This is a genomic window from Arthrobacter sp. HMSC08H08, from assembly GCF_001807575.1.
GTDB classification, from domain to species: domain Bacteria; phylum Actinomycetota; class Actinomycetes; order Actinomycetales; family Micrococcaceae; genus Pseudoglutamicibacter; species Pseudoglutamicibacter albus.
In genome coordinates this window covers 46,170-64,279 of sequence record NZ_KV789393.1, presented here as the reverse complement: position 1 = coordinate 64,279, position 18,110 = coordinate 46,170, and the positions used below count along the sequence as shown (strand labels likewise).

At 63.2% G+C, this 18,110-nt stretch carries 14 protein-coding genes; 10 read left to right on the top strand and 4 right to left on the bottom strand.

The features are described from left to right. Window positions 1-75: 75 nt before the first annotated feature. From HMPREF3175_RS05775 to HMPREF3175_RS05765, 3 genes are read right to left on the bottom strand one after another with little or no spacing between them, the layout of a single operon-like run. On the bottom strand, window positions 76-867 hold the full coding sequence (locus HMPREF3175_RS05775; protein ID WP_070491161.1) for an SIR2 family NAD-dependent protein deacylase: 792 nt from the start codon (window positions 865-867) through the stop codon (window positions 76-78). Further along, window positions 864-1,877, bottom strand: coding sequence for a patatin-like phospholipase family protein (locus tag HMPREF3175_RS05770; protein ID WP_035756540.1), 1,014 nt, complete (start codon window positions 1,875-1,877; stop codon window positions 864-866). The genes HMPREF3175_RS05775 and HMPREF3175_RS05770 overlap by 4 nt, the downstream gene beginning before the upstream one ends. Before the next feature lie 8 nt (window positions 1,878-1,885). Then, window positions 1,886-3,355: an NAD-dependent succinate-semialdehyde dehydrogenase gene (locus tag HMPREF3175_RS05765; RefSeq protein WP_035756539.1), complete on the bottom strand. Its 1,470-nt coding sequence runs from the start codon at window positions 3,353-3,355 to the stop codon at window positions 1,886-1,888. Between the two features lie 279 nt (window positions 3,356-3,634). Between HMPREF3175_RS05765 and HMPREF3175_RS05760 the strand changes: the two genes are divergently transcribed. Next, complete coding sequence (locus HMPREF3175_RS05760; RefSeq protein ID WP_141742480.1) at window positions 3,635-4,237, top strand: hypothetical protein; 603 nt, start codon at window positions 3,635-3,637, stop codon at window positions 4,235-4,237. A gap of 17 nt (window positions 4,238-4,254) precedes the next feature. Here the strand turns inward: HMPREF3175_RS05760 and HMPREF3175_RS05755 are convergent, their stop codons facing one another. Then, complete coding sequence (locus tag HMPREF3175_RS05755; protein ID WP_083289441.1) at window positions 4,255-6,546, bottom strand: AAA family ATPase; 2,292 nt, start codon at window positions 6,544-6,546, stop codon at window positions 4,255-4,257. Between the two features lie 141 nt (window positions 6,547-6,687). Between HMPREF3175_RS05755 and HMPREF3175_RS10300 the strand changes: the two genes are divergently transcribed. The 9 genes from HMPREF3175_RS10300 to HMPREF3175_RS05710 all read left to right on the top strand — a co-directional run bounded on the left by HMPREF3175_RS10300 (window position 6,688) and on the right by HMPREF3175_RS05710 (window position 18,108). Beyond that, window positions 6,688-9,348, top strand: a complete 2,661-nt coding sequence (locus HMPREF3175_RS10300; RefSeq protein ID WP_070491158.1) for a choice-of-anchor M domain-containing protein — start codon at window positions 6,688-6,690, stop codon at window positions 9,346-9,348. A 3-nt stretch (window positions 9,349-9,351) separates the two neighbouring features. Next, entirely contained in the window at window positions 9,352-11,100 is a 1,749-nt protein-coding gene (locus HMPREF3175_RS05745) for a metal ABC transporter solute-binding protein, Zn/Mn family (protein WP_083289440.1), read from the top strand. A 128-nt stretch (window positions 11,101-11,228) separates the two neighbouring features. Further along, window positions 11,229-12,341, top strand: a complete 1,113-nt coding sequence (locus HMPREF3175_RS05740) for a choice-of-anchor M domain-containing protein (RefSeq protein ID WP_083289439.1) — start codon at window positions 11,229-11,231, stop codon at window positions 12,339-12,341. Further along, complete coding sequence (locus HMPREF3175_RS05735; protein ID WP_083289444.1) at window positions 12,334-13,194, top strand: anchored repeat-type ABC transporter ATP-binding subunit; 861 nt, start codon at window positions 12,334-12,336, stop codon at window positions 13,192-13,194. The genes HMPREF3175_RS05740 and HMPREF3175_RS05735 overlap by 8 nt, the downstream gene beginning before the upstream one ends. Next, on the top strand, window positions 13,188-14,111 hold the full coding sequence (locus HMPREF3175_RS05730; RefSeq protein WP_070491154.1) for an anchored repeat-type ABC transporter permease subunit: 924 nt from the start codon (window positions 13,188-13,190) through the stop codon (window positions 14,109-14,111). Before HMPREF3175_RS05735 ends, HMPREF3175_RS05730 begins: the two co-directional genes overlap by 7 nt. A gap of 97 nt (window positions 14,112-14,208) precedes the next feature. Further along, entirely contained in the window at window positions 14,209-15,153 is a 945-nt protein-coding gene (locus HMPREF3175_RS05725) for a LysR family transcriptional regulator (protein ID WP_070491153.1), read from the top strand. A gap of 26 nt (window positions 15,154-15,179) precedes the next feature. Continuing rightward, window positions 15,180-15,872 (top strand): 3-oxoacid CoA-transferase subunit A, encoded by a 693-nt coding sequence (locus tag HMPREF3175_RS05720; RefSeq protein WP_035756536.1) that lies wholly within the window; start codon window positions 15,180-15,182, stop codon window positions 15,870-15,872. 71 nt (window positions 15,873-15,943) lie between these two features. Further along, the gene (locus HMPREF3175_RS05715; protein WP_370991832.1) at window positions 15,944-16,609 is read left to right on the top strand and encodes a 3-oxoacid CoA-transferase subunit B; all 666 of its coding nucleotides are present in this window, start codon (window positions 15,944-15,946) and stop codon (window positions 16,607-16,609) included. Between the two features lie 206 nt (window positions 16,610-16,815). Continuing rightward, window positions 16,816-18,108 (top strand): MFS transporter, encoded by a 1,293-nt coding sequence (locus HMPREF3175_RS05710; protein WP_070491151.1) that lies wholly within the window; start codon window positions 16,816-16,818, stop codon window positions 18,106-18,108. The last annotated feature ends 2 nt before the right edge of the window (window positions 18,109-18,110 follow it).

The window sequence follows — 18,110 nt, the reverse complement described above, 5'->3', positions numbered from 1 at the left end:
GAAATAGCCTGTCACGTGGCCATGGCAGTAGCTCTGCGGTGCCTGCGGTGAGCCTCACCAGGCTAGTTGTTCCGGCTAGGTTGTTGCGGCCACGAGGCGGGGGAGCACATCCTGGATCGGGTCGTTGACCACGGCGTCAGCGATCGAATCGAATGGGGTCGGTTCCGCGTTGATAATCACGACCTTCGCGCCGCACTCGGCAGCCAACGGGACTAAGCCAGCCACCGGGTACACCGTGAGGCTCGTACCGATCGCGAGCACCACATCGCACGCTCGGGCCAGTTCGATGCTCGCCTGCATCGTCTCCTGATCCAGGGCCTCCTCAAACAAGATCACCGTCGCGCGAGTAATGCCACCGCACTCAGGGCACCGCGGATCAGTATCGCCGGCATGAACACGAGCGATCATCTCCGCCATCGGGCCTTCAACGCCGCAGTCCTCGCACCGCCACCGCCGCTGATTCCCATGAACCTCATGCACCAACTCCGGCGAGTTGCCCGCCACCAAATGCAACCCATCCGTGTTCTGCGTGACAAGACCGGCCAACCGGCCCGAACGCTCCAATGCAACGAGCGCGGCATGCCCAGGGTTCGGTTGCGCCTTCAACGCGACCGAATCGGCACGCGCCTGCCACGCCTTACGGCGCACCACCTCATCACCCAAATACCACGACAACGTAGAGATACGTTCCGCCTCCGGGTCCTGAGTCCAACGGCCCTGTGGGCCACGGAAATCCGGGATGCCCGATGCGGTCGAGACACCCGCGCCCGTCAACGCAAGCACACGCTTCGCCCCCGCGAGCACGCCGACCGCGGCATCGAAAGCATCAACATCGAAGTTTTCAGAGCCAGATTCTGGAGGGATCATTCGGGTACGGTTCCTGTCGCGTCGTCGCCTTTGAGCCATTCGCGCACGGCTTCGTGGCCGCGGTCGATGAGTTCTTCGTTGTCGTCGCTGTCGAGGTTGAAACTGATCGACGTGTACGGTGCGGTGTCGATCACGATCACGTTCTGGCCGATCTCCTCATTGTCGAGGCGGCGGGTCTCCCGTCCCTCCAAAACGACCTGGCCCAACGCGCGCAACTGCGCCATCGGTTTACGTACCGACTCCAACTGTTCCTTGCCGGGGGTGCGCGGCGTTAAGTTGATGCCGATGGTCGGCCAGTCAGCTTCCTTCTCCTCGTTATTGGCCAACAGTTTGATTGGGAAGTTAGAAACCAGGCCGCCATCCGCGAACGTGACCGTTCCGCGTTCACCCGTGATCTCGACAGGCTGGAACACGCCAGGTAGAGCGGCGGAAGCGTGCACAGCATCGGCCACTGAAATCTCGTCCGGATCCAAGCCGTAGTCCTCGGCGTCCCACGGGAACACGGCCATCCGGCGCTGGCTGAGGTCGGTTGCGATCGTCACGAAACCGTAGCGGTGCGTGATGTCCTCATCAGCGTACGGGGAACCATCACGGCGGAAGTCGCCGAACTTTTCCGTCCCCAGGTCTTTCATGACTCCGGCGACCCACGAGTTCATGTAACGGCCCGGGTGCATACCGCCGTAGCGCATCAACCGGTACGGGATCGCCAGCTTAGACAGCGGACCGAACTTGCTCGCGATCGGCCCCGCATCCAGGATCTTACTGAAATCGAAAGAGGTCACCAGATCAGCGAACTTATCTAGGCCCTCACCCGAATGCTTCAAAGCGGCAAGCAACGCGCCCGCAAGTGAACCGGACGAGCAGCCGATAATCCGCTCAAACGTATAACCCGCGGCACGCAACTCATCCACCGCGCCAGCCAACGCGACAGCTTTCGCCCCGCCACCTTCAATCACCAGGTCGACCGGCTGCGGGGCTAGCCGCGCCTCCCTGAACGTTGCTTCAGACACGTCCCCGGTTACACCGCCATCGTGATGAGTTTTTCGATCTGGTATTCCTCAATGCCGTTGTGGCCGCCTTCCTTACCCAGCCCGGAAGCCTTCACACCACCGAACGGGGCGGCAGGGTCAGCCACGGCAGGGCGGTTCAGACCAACCATGCCCACCTCGAGCGCTTCAGCCGCGCGCATCGCCTGCATAATGTCCTGCGAATACACGTAGGCGACCAAACCGAAACGGGTGTCGTTGGCGATCCGGATCGCTTCCTCATCAGAATCGGCGATATACAGCGACGCGACGGGCCCGAAGATCTCGGTTGTCGCGATATCGGAATCCAGTGGCGCGTTCTCAACCACGGTCGGGTTCAAGAAATAACCGTCACCCTCGGGGCAGTCGCCACCGGCCAGAACCGTGGCGCCCTTCTCCTGCGCATCCGCAAGCAAGCCTTGCACGCGGTCGCGCTGCTGGTCTGAGACCAGCGGCCCCACCGTCGTGTCCGGATCTGTCCCAGCACCCACGCGCAGGCGGGCGACCTCCTCGAGGAAGATCTGCTTGAACTCATCGGCAACATCCTTGTGCACGATGATGCGGTTGGCAGAAATACACACCTGGCCTGCGTTGCGGAACTTCAAGCCCGCGGCGCCTTTAGCGGCCCAACGCACGTTGGCCTTGGACAAGACGAGGAACGGTCCGTTGCCACCCAACTCCATCGAGGAGGCCATGACGTTATCGGCCGCCTGCTTCAAAAGCTGGGTACCCACCGGGGTTGAGCCCGTGAATGAGACCTTCCGCAGCCGCTCATCCTTCATGAGGTCAGCGGACTGAGCCGGGGCATCCACGGTTGGCACGAGGTTCACAACACCGGCCGGTACACCGGCTTCGTGGAGGATCTGAACGAACAGCGACATCGTCAACGGCGTCAGATCAGACGGCTTGAGCACCACGGTGCAACCCGCGGCGAGCGCGGCGCCGGCTTTGCGGGCGCCCATCGAGACAGGGAAGTTCCACGGGGTCACCAGGTAGGAGGGGCCTACCGGTTGGTAGGTGGTGATGATGCGGTAGCCGCCTTTCGGGGCGGGGGCGAAGTTGCCGGTTTGGTGTTGGACTTGTTCGGAGAACCAGCGCAGCATGTCTGCGGCGTCGGTGGCTTCGGTCTTGGCTTCGCGTAGTGGCTTGCCCATCTCCGTGGCGATCACGTGGGCGATGTCATCGGCACGTTCCAGGATCAGTTCGTAGGCTGCGCGGAGGATGTCGGAGCGCTCCCGGGTTGTTGTGGCGCCCCATTCTTTCTGTGCCGCAACAGCGGCATCTAGGGCGCGGCGTGCGTCCTCGACTCCCGCATCGGCCACCTGCGTGATCTCCTTAGCTGTGGCCGGGTTCAGTACAGGAAACGATGCGCCACTGGCGGCCGCTGTCCACTCGCCGTCGATGAACAGGCCGGTCTGGACGTCGAAAGAACCATTCGGGCTGGTGAAGGATACAGAAGTCATACATTGAGTCTCCCACGTCGCAGTCGCACACGTCACCCACGCGTCACACCTGCGGAACTGTATGTGAACTGTGGGTGTCATTGTGTACTTATTGCACGCGTTTCCGCGAATACACGGGGTTCACCTGCCTACAATGGTCAACAGCAAAAACACAGCAGCACGGATAGCGGTGGCAGCCGGCGCTGGGTGACGGTGGTAGCCGTTGGGTAGCGGTGGCAGCCGTTGGGCAGTGGTGGTAGCGCAGTAACGTAAGCACGCAGCGAGGAGGCGGGGAGAGGGATGTCTCGTTCACCTATGGCCTCGACGTGGCGTACCGATTCGCGTGCCGTGCAGCTGCATAAGTCGGTGCGGGTGACGGTCGGTTCAATCGTGACGAACCTGATCCCGACTGCGATTGTCGCATTCTTTGTTTATACCTCGGTTGCGGGCGCGGCGGTGGGTAAAGCGCTCATGTATATAGGTATCCCGTTGGGTGGCTTGATTTTCCTGATCGCGATCGGTGGGGCCGTGGTCGCGCTCGTCGTGGCTTATGCTGAACGCCGCCGCATCCGGGGCGAATCGGGAACGCATGTGGCAAGCAACGGATCCAGTACAAAGGTGATGGGGGCCAGGATCCCTATGCTGCGCCTCTGGATCCTGCTGGTGGTGACGGTAGCGGTGACGGTTTCCCGCATTATCGCTAACTGGTGGTTCTTCGAAACCAACGGGGCGGGCTCCGCGGCGCGCACCGAGGTAGGGCCAGGGCCGGTGGTGTTGACTTCGTGGATTCTCTATATCCTCGCTACGGTCATAGCGTTCTGGACGTTCTTTGGGGTCCGCCGCTACGAAGACGCCGTAACGCTGCCGGCTGATACGGCGGGATCAGAGCAGCGAGCCAGCTAACGTTCCATGGCGGCCAGCTAACGTTCCATGGCCGCTAGGGCTGCGAGGAAGTCCGCGAGCGAGACCATCGGTGTCCCGTATTTGCGTGCGTTGCGCGCCTTGCCTGATTCGCTGTTGATGTCCGCGAGCACTAGAAGGTCGGTGCGGGTTTTCGTGACGTTCGCGCTCGTGACGAAACCGCGTGCCTCGATGAACTTCGCGAACACGTCCCTATCCCACGCCTTTCCCTCCAGCGTGATGCTGCCGGTGAACGCGATCCGCGCCCCCGGCTTCAGGATGTCTTCGAGCGCGGGGCCGGCAGCTGGCGGCTCATAGGGGATCACGACGCCGTACTCAGCTTCGATGCTGCGTTTCAGTTGCTCTGTGGCCGGCCCGAGCGTGCGGCCGGCAAGCCGCGCTGCCAAGTGCTCGGTGTGCGCCCGCGTCATCCTCCCGCCCGCCGGTACGAATGTCAGGGGTTCGGGGTTGCTGCTGGGTGCGGCGGCGTGGGAATCTGCGGCAGTGTTGGAGGCGGAGACCGTGTCAGACCGGGCGGCGCGGGTGAGCAGATAGCCCGAGGATGTGGTGTGTTCCCATGCGGTCCACGGGTCCGGATCGCCAGGCGCCTCGCTCGTTTCGACGAAGAGCGGCATGCGTTCCAGGACGCCGAGGCGGCGGAGCTCGAAGTCGATCAGCCCACGCAGAGTATCCGCGTTTGTGGCCACGACTGTCCTGCCCTCAAGCAGTGGACCGAGCCCGGTCAACGCTTGCGCCGTATCCGGGGCGAGGGTCAGCATGTCCGCATCAATCCCGTGCGTTGCCGCCGCATCTCCTAAGTCACGGCCGGGGTTCACCAGGGTTGAAGCCTGGCCTCCATCCGATGTGACTACCGAGACCTCGAGCGGCTGCGGACGCCAGCCTCGACCTGCGTCCCCCACCGTGAGGACCGTGAGGAAGGCAAGCCCACCATCGTAAGCAGTGTTGCCGGGCCCAGGGTTACTGTTGGGTCCAGTGTTGTCGCCTCGGTTCAGGACGCGTTGGCTGCGCAGGAAGCGACGTAGCGAGGGGGCTACTTGGATGTCTTTCGGGAGTACGGTTCGCCGCAAAACCAGCCCCTCCAGCGAACGCACGCGGGAGAGCGCGACATAGAGTTGACCGTCGGTGAACACGCCGCCGCGGATGTCGACGATCGCGCGTTCGAGGGTTTGGCCTTGGGCTTTGTGGATGGTGATGGCCCACGCGAGCCGCATGGGTAGCTGCCGGAACGTGCCCTGCACCGTGTTGGATAGCCGGCCGCTCTCGAGTGCGATAGGGGAGAGGACTTCCCACGTGTAGGGCCGGGCGATGAACATGTCCCCGCCGGGTGTCGCGACGGCGGCCCACGGTTCGCCGTCTTTGTCCCAGCCGAGGTCTGTGATTTCGCCGAGGGTTCCGTTGACCCACCTGTCCAGCGGGTCGTTGACCACCATCATGACTTGCGCGCCGATCCGCAGCTGAAGTTCGTGCGGGACGGGCGGGTCGAAACCGGTGAGGTCGCCCACGGTATCGGCATCGGAGGTGAGTGAGAACGTAGCGAGCTTTTCGAGTTCGCGCCGGTTTGCGGCATCGGCCATCCGGTTGGTGGTGGTCAGGGTCATCCACGGTTCGTCGGCGGGTGGTGTGAAGTGCGGGTCGACGCGTTCGTTGAGTTCCGCGAGCCCGCGCTGGGTCAGCGAGCCATCACGCACTCCGTTGAGTAGTTCCGTGAACCGGGAGCCGTGCTCTTGCCGGAACACGTGTCTGAGCTCGAAAACCGGGAAAGAATTCTCCGGGAAATGCCGCGCGGAAAAGAAATAGGGGCTGCCGTAGTCCCGCTCAAACTGTGCTTGTTCGGTCGGGGCGACGACGGGCGGCAACTGATACACGTCCCCCACCAGAACCAGTTGAACCCCGCCGAACTGCTCGCCAGGCCTCGGCCCATACAGTTCCAGCGCCGCGGCGAGCGCATCGAACAGATCGGCCCGCACCATCGAGGCCTCATCAATCACCAGGACATCCAGTTGCTCAAGCACTTCACGATGCGCGGCCGGCGAATAGCGCGGTGAACGGACGAACTCCTCCGTCACCCCAGGCCGGAAACTGAACAGCCGATGCAGGGTCAGCCCGCCGACGTTCAACGCCGCCATCCCCGTGGGGGCGGCAACCAGCACGTTGCGTGTGGTCTGCTCCATGAACAGCCGCACGAGCGTGGACTTACCCGTGCCTGCCTTACCCGTGATGAACGCGTGATTGCCCGCCTGAAGATGGTTGAGCGCGGCCCTTAACTCCGGGGTCATCACGATGCCAGACATGCCCCGATCCTATCCGTGCCAGTTGCGTGTGGGCGGAGGCCGGGTGTGCAGAGGCCGGGCGAGTGTGGTAGGAATGTATAGCTATTGCAAATGAGTCGCAATAGCAATAACGGTATTCTTCTCACTAGAAAGCGCACAGCCATGCCGCCACTAGGGACACCAGGGAATCAGCTTCCCGCCACCAACTCCGCTGAACGAGTCAGCGCTGACACACGTACCAGCGCCGATACCTTCAGTGCCGCCTCGCGTTCTGCTGACGTAGCTTCCAGCACCAAACAATTCGCCGCCAAGGGCGCGAAGGCCCGCATTGCCTCAACCACGGGTGTGTTGGCCCTGCTGTTGGCGGGAATCTCGCCGGTAGCGGCCGCGCACGCCAACACCGCGCCAGCCAACACGGCCGCGGCCCAGACCTCGGTTGCAGGTTTGGGTGCTCATAACGCAACTACGGGCTTGGCCGCCTATAACAGCGCTACGGTTCCGGCTGCGGACCACCTGATCCTGGAGGCGGGCCACGTTGATGCGTTCAATGTCACCGCATCGAACGGTGCTTTGAAGCTCAACCTCAAAGAAGACGTCACTGGCTCCCATGTACACCGCGACCCGTCCAAGGTTGAGCTGCATGTCAAGGATGCCGCTAAGCGGGACATCCCAGCAGGCTGGCCGGGTGCTGGGCAAAGCTATTTCTTGCCGCAAACCCAGGACCACAATCTGCTGTGGCCGGGGTGGGACACCCTCGGGACCCAGGGCGGCGGGGTCGGTAAGCACGTGGATCTCGTGTTCACCTCTGTCCAAGGCCCGGGCAAGGTGTACTTGTTTGGGACTAACGGCTTCGGGCAGATGAGCCCACTTTTGAAGAACGGCGCGACCCAACTCACAGCGGGTGCGGTGCGCGAACAAACCTATCCGGCCCATACCCACGCGAACTGGGCCTTCACCAAACCGGGCCTGTACAAGATCACGCTCAAAGCACGTGGAACCCAAACCAGCTCCGGGGCCACCATCGAATCCCCGGCGCAGACTTACTACTTCACCGTAGGGTCCGCCCACAAGGGAACAGCGTTCACCAAACCGGCACCCGCACCTGCGCCGACACCAACGCCGACGCCGAAGCCGGCTCCGGAGAAACCAAAACCGGCACCGAAGCCAAAACCAGCGCCGAAACCGACGCCTCAACCAACTCCGACGCCAGCTCCTGAGAAGCCAACGCCAGCGCCAGCGCCGTCTGAGTCAGCCAAGCCGACCCCAGCGCCAGCTCCGGAGAAACCAAAACCGGCACCGGAAAAGCCGAAGCCGAAGCCGGCGCCGAAACCGGAACCATCTGAGTCGGCCTCGCCTGAGAAGCCAGCACCGAAGCCGAAGCCTGAGCAGCCGAAGCCAGAGAAAACGGCCCCAGCGAAGCCTGCGCCTGAGAAGCCAGCGCCAGCGCCGGGCACCGGAGAAGCTCCAGCTGACACCTCACCGCAGGCGCCGGGTGATGCTGCGCCGCAGGCGCCGGCTCCAGATGCTCCGGCTCCAGGTGCGCAAGTTCCAGGCGCGCCGGCCGATGTGCCAGCACCAGTCGCGCCAGCTCCAGCACCGGGCGCGCCTGCTGCGCCGGCGACCCCGGAGTGCACCCCGGTAGAGGAACCACGTGAGGCAACGCAGGCTGAAATCGATGCGGCCACATCGTCCGAAGATTCCACGGCAGAGGATTCCAAGACGGAAGACTCCACAGCCGAGGGCTCTAAGGGCTCTAAGGGCTCGACGGCTGATCGTTCCGCAACTACCGGCGGCGTCACCAGGGGCGGCACCAGCCTGTTCTCCGTGGCGGGTCTGCTGCCGACGTCACGGGTCAGCGGCAGTGTGACCATCCCAGCGAACTCGCACGTGCACCCGAACTGGGTGTTCTCCAAGCCGGGTTCCTACACGGTACAGATCCGGCAGAACGCAACCCTCAAGAGCGGTGGGACCGCGTCAGCACGCGCAACGCTGCGTTTCAACGTCGGCCCAGGTGCCGCCGGTGTGACGGGCGGACACTTCGACCTCGGTTCGCAACTGAAAGGCTCCACCCTCAAGGCCTCCCTCAAAGACGACCGTAAACAGCCAGCCGCGTGGGTTGAGCCAGGTTCGCTCTCTTTCGCGCTCGGTGATGCCGCACGCACTTCCGCCCCGGCAGGCATCGACTTCGTGGCACCGCAAGGCTCCAACGTGTGGATGGTCCCGTCCACACAGATCCCAGGTGTGCCGTGGATCGGCGCGAACACGATGCACCCATCCCTCAAAAACACCACCGGACCCGTTACATGGACGCTCGAATCCGTGTCCGGCCCCGGCAACGTAGCCGTGTTCACCTCCGGGAACTTCGGTCAAATCGTCGGCCAACGCTGGTTCCACTCCACCGCAAGCACCCCAACGCCAGGCCAGAAACCAAGCCAGCCACAGGGAGCCAAGCCAGGCCAGCCTGAACAACAAGGAACAGGCCAGGGTGCAGGCGGCGGCGCAGGCCAAGGTGAAGGTTCAGATGCGGCAGGTGGCACATCGGACGCTGGGGGATCCGCACCCAAGGTGACGGTGCCCGGGATCGCGAAAGACCAGGCCTCCGCCAAGGAAGGCCAGCTGTTCAAGAAGGACGGCAAGGTCATGATCATGGACACCGTGGGCCGCACCGCGGACGGCCAGCCGTGCGCACTGCCGGACGCTGGCGGGGCATCGCTGGCCCGCACCGGCGTCGATGCCGCACAGCTCGGCGCTGCCGGTGGCCTACTGACGGTGATCGGTGCGGCAGCGTTCATGCTGTACCGCCGTGCACGCCGCGCGGAGTAACGCGTGCGCGGACACCAACCGGATAACAGCCAGCCCGCCCCCAACGGGCCGGCACATACGCGGGGGCTCTCGCGGCGAACGTTCATCACGCTCGCCGCGGGAGCCGCCGCCGCGGCTGTTTTCCTCCCCGGCACAACAAGCCGCGGCCTCACCTCCGGCGGGCTGCGGATCGTCGCAACCACCGGAATCCTCGCCGACCTGACCCGAAACGTAGTCGGACCCGATGTGCACGTCAGCGCTTTGGTGCCCGAAGGCGCTGACCCGCACTCCTTCGAACCCACACCACGTGCGATGCGCGACATCGCCCTAGCCGACCTCGCGTTCTCCAACTACCTCATGCTGGAAGAACAATCCATCATCCGCGCGATCGACGCCAACATTGGCGCGGACGCAACCCACATCGCGCTCGCCGAAGAAGCCTCCGGCTACGGCGCCGAAATCATTCCACTCGTTGAGTCACGATCCCTCGACGCGGTCTGGCTCGGTTTGCGAGTCGCGACCGCCAATGGCGCGGGGACCCGCCGCGGTGATGCGACAAGGCTCGGGCTGGTATCGGCGGAGGGCCCGGGGACGGTGTTCGCGTTCGTGACGGGAACGTTCGGGCGGCCAGAGAAAGTCTTCGACTCCTCGCTGCCGGACAACGCACGCGAGAACATCACGAACCTGCCGCCCGGCGCCCACACCCATATGTCGTGGGCGTTCACCGAACCGGGCATCTATACGCTTTCCTTCCGCGCCACACCTGCCACAAGCGGGGCACTCGGCAATAAGCCAAGCGGGACGCTTGGCAACAACTCAGGCGGGACACTCGGCGGCGAGGCCCGCGGCGCCGGTGCTGATACGGCCTCACCGGATGCCGCCGATGCTTCGGGTGCGGTGGTCTCGACGTTGCGGATCGCGGTGGGCGTGAGCCCTGAGGATGCCATCGCAGACATGCCGGCGGGGGTTGCGGGGGCGGGGCCGCGCATCGTGGGCAAGGGGCATGCGGACATCACGGTGGATACAGCGAAGCGGCGGCTCGTGTTGCGTGTGGATGAACCGCAACCGGAGGACATTCCGTTGGAGAACACGGTGATCCATGTGCCGCCGAAAGCGCTACAACCGATCCCGGCTGACCCGGCGTTCAGGTTCATCGGCCGCCCCGGTACTGATGTGTATCAGTTGCCGCAAGCGGTGCTCGGTAAGCATGTTCACGGCGAAATCGACCCGCATTTGTGGCATGACGTGAGCAACGCGCAAGCCTATGTCGAGGTGATCCGCGATCAGGTGATCAAGAAAGACCCGCGGAACGCGTCCCGTTACCGCGGCAACGCATCGGCCTATATCGCCCGGTTGGACGAGGTCGATGACTATGTGGCGCGTTCCATCGCCTCCATTCCGGAACGCAACCGGAACCTCGTGACCACACACGAGGCCTACGGGTATCTCGCGAACCGGTATGGGCTGGATGTTGCGGGGTCGGTTTCACCTTCGCCGGGGCAGGAGCCATCGCTGGCTGAACGTCGCAGGCTCGCTGCGACCCTGCGTGACCTCAACGTTCCTGCCGTGTTCATCGAACAAACCGCGGGCGGTACCGCTCAATCTTTGCGGGACGCCGCTCAACTGGCCGGGGTGGGCGTCGCGCCGATCTGGGGCGACGCATTCACCCCCGGAGTCAACACATACGAACTCCTGATGCGCGCCAACGCTGACTCGCTCGCGCGTTCACTCGGCGGCAAACCCCTAGGTGAGCACGATGCGCCCGGCCGCTAACTGCGCCCCGGCGCTGGCCCCGTTGCCTGCTGGCGGCCGCCGTTGCCTGCCGCAGGGCCCAAGGCTAACTGCCTCTTGCCGCTGACCCTACTCACTGCTGAAATCTGGAATTAATAAGGACACTCACGATGCTGAAGTTACATACGCCATCGCATACAGCCGCGCCTGCAGCACACAGCGGATTGCCCCGGCTGTCCACGCTTTTGCTGGCCGCCATGATCGCTTTCGCGCTCGTCGTTGTTGGGGTTCTCGCGGGTGGCCTCGGGCAGGTTCCTGCCGCGCACGCTGAGCCGTCCTCGGATGATCCAGCACTCGAGCAGACGGTGGAATCGGATGAACGCACCGTCACGGGCGAGGCCGCGGTTTTGGATGTGGGGCACGCTGATCTAGGGATGCGACGCGTGGATGGCAAGTGGGTTATGCAAGTGCGTGATGACCGGACTTCCCCTGCGGTGTGGCGCAACCTCGAAGACGTTGTGATCCAGGTGCATGACGCCGGTAAACAACAGATCCCGGAAAGCGGCTACGAATTCACCGGCGCGAAAGGCGGGGATGAGGCCTGGGTTGTTCCTCAGGTGGAGATTTCCGGTGTGGTGTGGCTCGGCTGGAACACCCAGGACCCCGAGCTCATCAAACATGCAGACCGCGGCGTGACCATGAAGTTCAGCAAAGCAACCGGACCCGGGCAGATGACCCTGTTCCTGCAGCCCGGTAACTTCGGTGACCCGCAACTGTTAGTGGATAGCTCCAACCTCGCCGAACACAACAGCGTGTTCATCGAGAAGAACACGCACACGCACGCGAACTGGGTCTTCACACGCCCCGGCCAGTACACGGCCCAGCTCACGATGACCGCCGAAGACAAGGACGGTAAGAAGGTCTCCGCCTCAGGTTCGCTCGTGTTCGCGGTAGGGGACTCCACGAACACCGAAGAGGCGCTCGCCGCGGCCAAGGAAACCAACAGCGCCACTGGCAAGGATGCGGCGGGAGAGGCCGCCGGGCACGATGCGGCAGGCGACGATGCAGAAAACGATGGTGCGAACAACGGCGCCGGCGACAGCAAGGCGGCCGATGCCGCAGCCGATGCGGGCGAGACCAAGCCTGCAGGCGCGTCGTTGGCGTGGTGGCTTGCCGGTGGCGCCGCCGTCGTGATCGCGGCGGGCGTGGCTGTTGGTGTGGTGGTGCAACGCAAGCGCCGCGCAACCGAGGCGGAAGTGTGGGGTAGCGGTGCCGGTGAGTGAGAATAACGGCGGCACGGTGCTTGAGGGCCGCGATGTGTGCGTGAATTTGGGGCAGCGGCCCGTGTTGGAGCACGCCTCGATCACCGCTTCCGCTGGTGAGATCCATGTTTTGCTTGGCCCGAATGGTGCGGGTAAAACCACGTTGATGCGTGCGTTGCAGGGGCTGGTTCCGTTAGCGGGCGGTTCGGTGAGTGTGGCTGGCCGTTTGGGTTATGTTCCGCAACGCCACGACATCGACTGGACGTTCCCTGTGACCGCAGCGGACGTGGTGCGGCTCGGTCTGGTGCGTTCGGTTTCCCGCTGGCGTCGCCTCAGTGTGGGGCATATGAAGCGGGTTGCGCACGCGTTGGAGCGGGTTTCGATGACGCACTTGCGTGACCGTCCGATCTCGGAGATGTCTGGTGGGCAGCGGCAGCGGGTCATGATCGCTCGCGCGCTGGTTCTAGAGCCGAGCGTCCTGCTACTCGATGAGCCATTTACGGGACTGGATATGCCTACCCAGGAAGAATTGTCGGCCTTGTTCGTGGAGTTGGCGAGGCAGGGCGCGTCGATCGTGATGTCCACGCACGATCTCAGCCACGCCCTGACCATCGCCGACCGTGTCACGCTCCTGAACCGCACCGTGATCGCTAACGGCCCACCACACGCACTCGGCGATCCGGGGCTTTGGCAACGCACCTTCCAAGTCAGTGAAGCCTCGCCACTGCTCACCCAAGTCGGCGCCTTCACCGGCGCCGCTGCGGAGGCAGCAACCGCGCCGGAAGTAACAACAGGATCGGAGGCTGCCTTCACATCGGCCCCAGCCACCGCATCGGAGGCTGCAGTCATACAAGAAGGGGTGCGCTCATGCTGACGCCGTTGGATTTTCTACAGGATCTGTTCAACCCGCAGCTCGCGTTTCTGCCGAAGGCGCTGGTGGTTGCGACGTTCTCGGCACTGGTGTGCGCGGTGGTGGGCACGCACGTGGTGTTGCGGGGGATGACGTTCATGGGGGACGCGATTTCGCATGCCGTGTTCCCGGGGCTTGCGGTGGCGTTTGTGTTGCAGGGTTCGCTGCTGTGGGGCGGGCTGATCGCTGGGGTGGTGACCGCGGTTCTGATCGCGGTGTTGAGTCAGAATGAGCGGCTGCGTTCGGATACGGTGATCGGTATTTTGATGGTCACGATGTTCGCGATCGGCATTGTGGTGATGTCTCGCGCGCCCGGCTATTCGGGAAGCTTGAGCACGTTCTTGTTTGGTTCGTTGACCGGTATCCCGGATTCGGCGCTGGTGACCACGGTGCTCGGGTCCGTGCTGATCCTCGCTGTTTTGGCGGTGTTCCACCGTGATTTGGTGATGGTGGGGCTGGACCGCGGTTACGCTACGGCGATCGGGATGCGGGTCATGGCGCTGGATATTGTGCTGGCGGTTGTGGTGACCTTCGCAGTGGTCATGAGTGTGCAGACGATCGGCAACATCCTGGTGATTGCCCTTCTGGTGACCCCGGCGGCGGCCGCGCGGATGGTGTGCGACAGGATGGTTCCGATGATGCTCACCGCCGCGTGCTTTGGTGTGCTGGGTGCGTTCGTGGGGATCTATGTTTCGTGGGCTGTTGACCTGCCGACGGGTGGCGCCGTGGTGCTGGTATGCGCGGTGATCTTTGTGTTGGCGTGGCTTTTGGGGCCGCGCCACGGGATGCTCGCCCGGCAGCGCGGCGTACGCGAACGCGGTGTGCGTGAACAGAACGGCCAGGGAAACGTGCGCGCGGGTGCAGTGGCGACCGACGCCTAGATTTATCTCGTGCGCTTATCAATCCACTCCAAATATATATTTCAGTTCCTATTGATTGCTCCTTACTCTTAAAGAAGAGTTATCAAAGGAGGTGGCCGTGGAAATCAAAGCGTTGAGGTACTTCACGGCGGTGGCTGAAACCCTCCACTTCGGCGAGGCCGCTATGCGGTTGCATATCGCTCAGCCCGTACTTTCGCAGACGATCGCCCGGCTAGAAAAAGAACTCGGCACAACACTGCTGAACCGTACTACCCGCAAGGTTGAACTCACAGATGCTGGCGCGTACCTGAACCGGGAGGCCCGCCGCGTTCTGGCCGATGTGGATTCGATGTTCGCTGGTGTGCGCAACATCGCCGGCGGCTCGGCAGGCATCATCCGCATCGGGTTCACCGGAACCACGGGTTTCGCACAACTGGCCCGCATCAAACAAGCCGTGGGTGAAGCCCTACCGAACATCACGCTGGAAGTGCACACTGACCTGCTCACCCCGGCCCAGCTTGAACGGATCCGTAACGGGCAACTGGACATGGGGATTCTGCGTGGACACACATCGGACCCTGAGCTGGAAACCTATCCGTTAGGAACCGAGAAGCTCGTGGCCGCGATGCCGGAAGGGCACCGGCTCGCATCCGTAGAAGGCGAGCTCGCCCTCAAAGAGTTCGAGGAAGAGCACTTCATCGCTTTCGGAGACCCGCGCTCCAACGTCAACGCCCGTGCGGCAGCGAGCTGCCATGCCGCGGGATTCACCCCGCACATCGCGCACACCGCCCCAGGCACGGCAGGGCTACTCGCGCTCGTAGCGGCGGGAGCTGGGGTCGCGTTCATCCCCGAATCCGTGCAAGCCCTACGTCCGCAGGGTGTGGTGTTCAAGTCCGTGCCGGAAACCCTGCCGACTGACCTCGCGCTCGTGACCCGCGCCGGAGCATCCAGCCCCGTAGTGAAGCACGTCATCGAAGCGCTCGTGGACAACGACGTCGTCAGCGCCGACGCAGACAATCCAGACCGACCCAACAACAAACAAATACCCGTAACGCAGGCTTAGGTAGGACTCACTGAAGGGAGATCGATGTGGCACAGACACGGTTCCATGAATCCGCGCTCGCCGCAGTAGAAGGCATCAAGGACGGCTCGACTGTACTGATTGGCGGCTTCGGTATGGCGGGGATGCCCGTCACGCTGATTGACGCGCTGATTCAGCAGGGGGCGAGCGACCTCACGGTCGTATCGAACAACGCTGGTAACGGTTATACGGGGCTCGCGGCGCTGCTGCAGGCGGGACGCGTACGCAAGATGGTGTGCTCGTTCCCACGCCAATCCGATTCCTACGTGTTCGATGAGCTCTACCGCGCGGGCAAGATCGAGCTTGAGGTGGTGCCGCAGGGCAACCTCGCCGAGCGTATGCGTGCCGCTGGTGCCGGCATCGGCGCTTTCTTCTGCCCAACCAGCTACGGAACCCCGCTCGCAGAAGGTAAGGAAACCCGCGAGATTGACGGCCGTAACTATGTGCTGGAGTACCCGATCAAGGGCGATGTGGCGCTGATTCACGCGGAGACCGCGGACAAGATGGGCAACCTCGTGTACCGGAAGACGGCCCGGAACTTCGCGCCAGTCATGGCGACCGCCTCGACCCGCACGATCGTTGAGGTCAACAACGTGGTTGAGGTGGGCGAGCTGGACCCAGAGAACATTGTGACCCCGAAGATTTACACCGACGACGTCCTCGACTTGTCGGCCCTGCCAAAGGAGGAGACCGCAGCATGAGCCAGGACAACGTGAAGAATCAAGCCGTAGGCGCCACTGACGCTGTAGGCGCTGACGTGGCGGGCGCTGACGTGGCGCGCGGCACGGTTGAGCACACGGACCGCGGCCCACTGGAGAAGACCGAGATGGCGCAGATGGTGGCGCGGGACATCCCGGATCACTCGTTCGTGAACTTGGGTATTGGGCAGCCGACGCTGGTCGCTGACTACCTGGATGCTGATTCCGGCGTGACGCTGCACACCGAGAACGGGATGCTCGGCATGGGCCCAGCCGCTAAGGAGGATGAGGTTGATGAGGAGCTCATCAACGCCGGCAAGATTCCAGTGACCGAGTTGCCGGGGGCGAGCTTCTTTCATCACGCGGATTCGTTCGCGATGATGCGCGGCGGCCACCTGGACGTGTGTGTTTTGGGTGCGTTCCAGGTTTCCGGTGGCGGCGACTTGGCGAATTGGTCCACGGGCGCCCCGGACGCGATCCCGGCGGTGGGCGGCGCGATGGACTTGGCGATCGGCGCGAAGGACGTGCTGGTCATGATGACGCTGTTCACCAAGGACGGCAAACCGAAGCTGGTTCCGGAATGCACCTACCCGTTGACCGGTACGGGCTGTGTTTCCCGCGTTTACACGGATCGCGCGATCTTCGACCTGACCGACGACGGCGTGGTTGTTCTGGAGACGTTCGGGATGAGCTTCGACGAACTTCAGGAAGCCCTCGACATCGAACTCAAGCGCGCATAGTTAGCGCTCGATTAGTTAGCCCGAGAGGCGGCGACGGGGCCGGCTTGGTTGCGTACCAGGCCGGCCCCGTTGTTGTTGGTATAGGATTCAGGATGTTGTGTTGTAGGTCACATTGTGGTCGCGCTGTTGAGGGGCTGCGGTGATGAGGGCTGTGTTGTTGAGGGGCTGCGCTGTTATCTGGGTCCCATTGCCAGAAATGAGTTGTCATGGGTGTGGTTAATCGCCGGTTGCGGTTGGCGAAAGCCTCGAACGCTACTGACGCGTTTTTCGTGCAGGCGTTCGGGCCGTGGATTGAGATTGTCGCGGTTGCCCTCCTCGCCGCGAGCGCGTGGCAGATGGGTCTACTGAACGCGCTGACCATGGTGGCGTTCATGATTCTGGGCATCCCCATCGGCGTTTTTGTTGACCGTTTCGAGGCAGTCCGGGTTTTGAAGCTTGCACTCGTGGCGAAGGTTGCGCTCGCCGCAGTGCTTGTTGCGGTGGCGGCGAGTGGGCACCTGAGCATCCCCTTTCTACTCGTGTTCGCGACCGTCATGGGTATTGTGACGGTCGCGACGGAGACCGCGCAGGTGTCCACGGTCCCTGCTCTTGTGGATCATGACGGACAGATCAGCCGGACTGTAGCGAACATCGCCACGTGGGACCGGATCGCTTCACTTGTTGCGCCGGTCGCTGTCGCTTATGGCGTCACGAGGTTGGGCGCTAACTGGACGCTGCTGGCGGCCGTCGGTTTCGCGGTGCTCGCGATGATTCTCGCGCTCCTGATTACGAAGCCAGCCGCAACGCAGGCTGCGCCGGAAGAGTCGGACGCATCGGACGCGGACGTAGAGGCCGGCGTCGACGCCGAGCCAGCCGCCGCGCAGGCACCTGCGAAGCAGACGTTTTGGGAACAGGTCAAGGATGGCTGGGCGGTTTTGGTCGCTGACCGTCAGTTGGCGGGTATGACGTGGCTTTCGGCGTTCACTAACGCCGGCTTGTCGATGGGTGCCGCGGTCGAATCGATTCTGGTCATTCAAACTTTGGATTTGGGTGTCGAGTGTTACGGCATTCTTGGTTTCTTGGCGGCTGTTTCGGGGGTTGCGGCGTCGTTCGTCTCGGGCCGTATTGCTGATGCAGTTCCGGTCAGGAAACTGTACGTGTGGGGCGGTATGGGGCAGTGTGTTGCCGCGTCCTTGCCGCTGTTCGCGTTCGCGGCGCCGCAAGCGGCCGTCGTGTTGCTGATTATTCACACGATGGTGTGGGGCGTCATCTTGACCATCACGAACGTGGCCTCGCAAATTTATGCCGCGACCACCGTCGAACAGCGCCTGCTTGGCCGGATTTCTGCGTTCCGCCGCACACTCACGATGGGTTTGGTTCCGCTGGGCAGTATTCTCGGCGGTGTGCTGGGCACGGTTGCCGGACTATGGTTACCGCTGCTTTTGTGGCCGGTTTTCACGCTGTTCGGTGTGCTGATCTATATGACGCTGGATCGCCGCCGCGGCCCGGACACAGCCTAGAG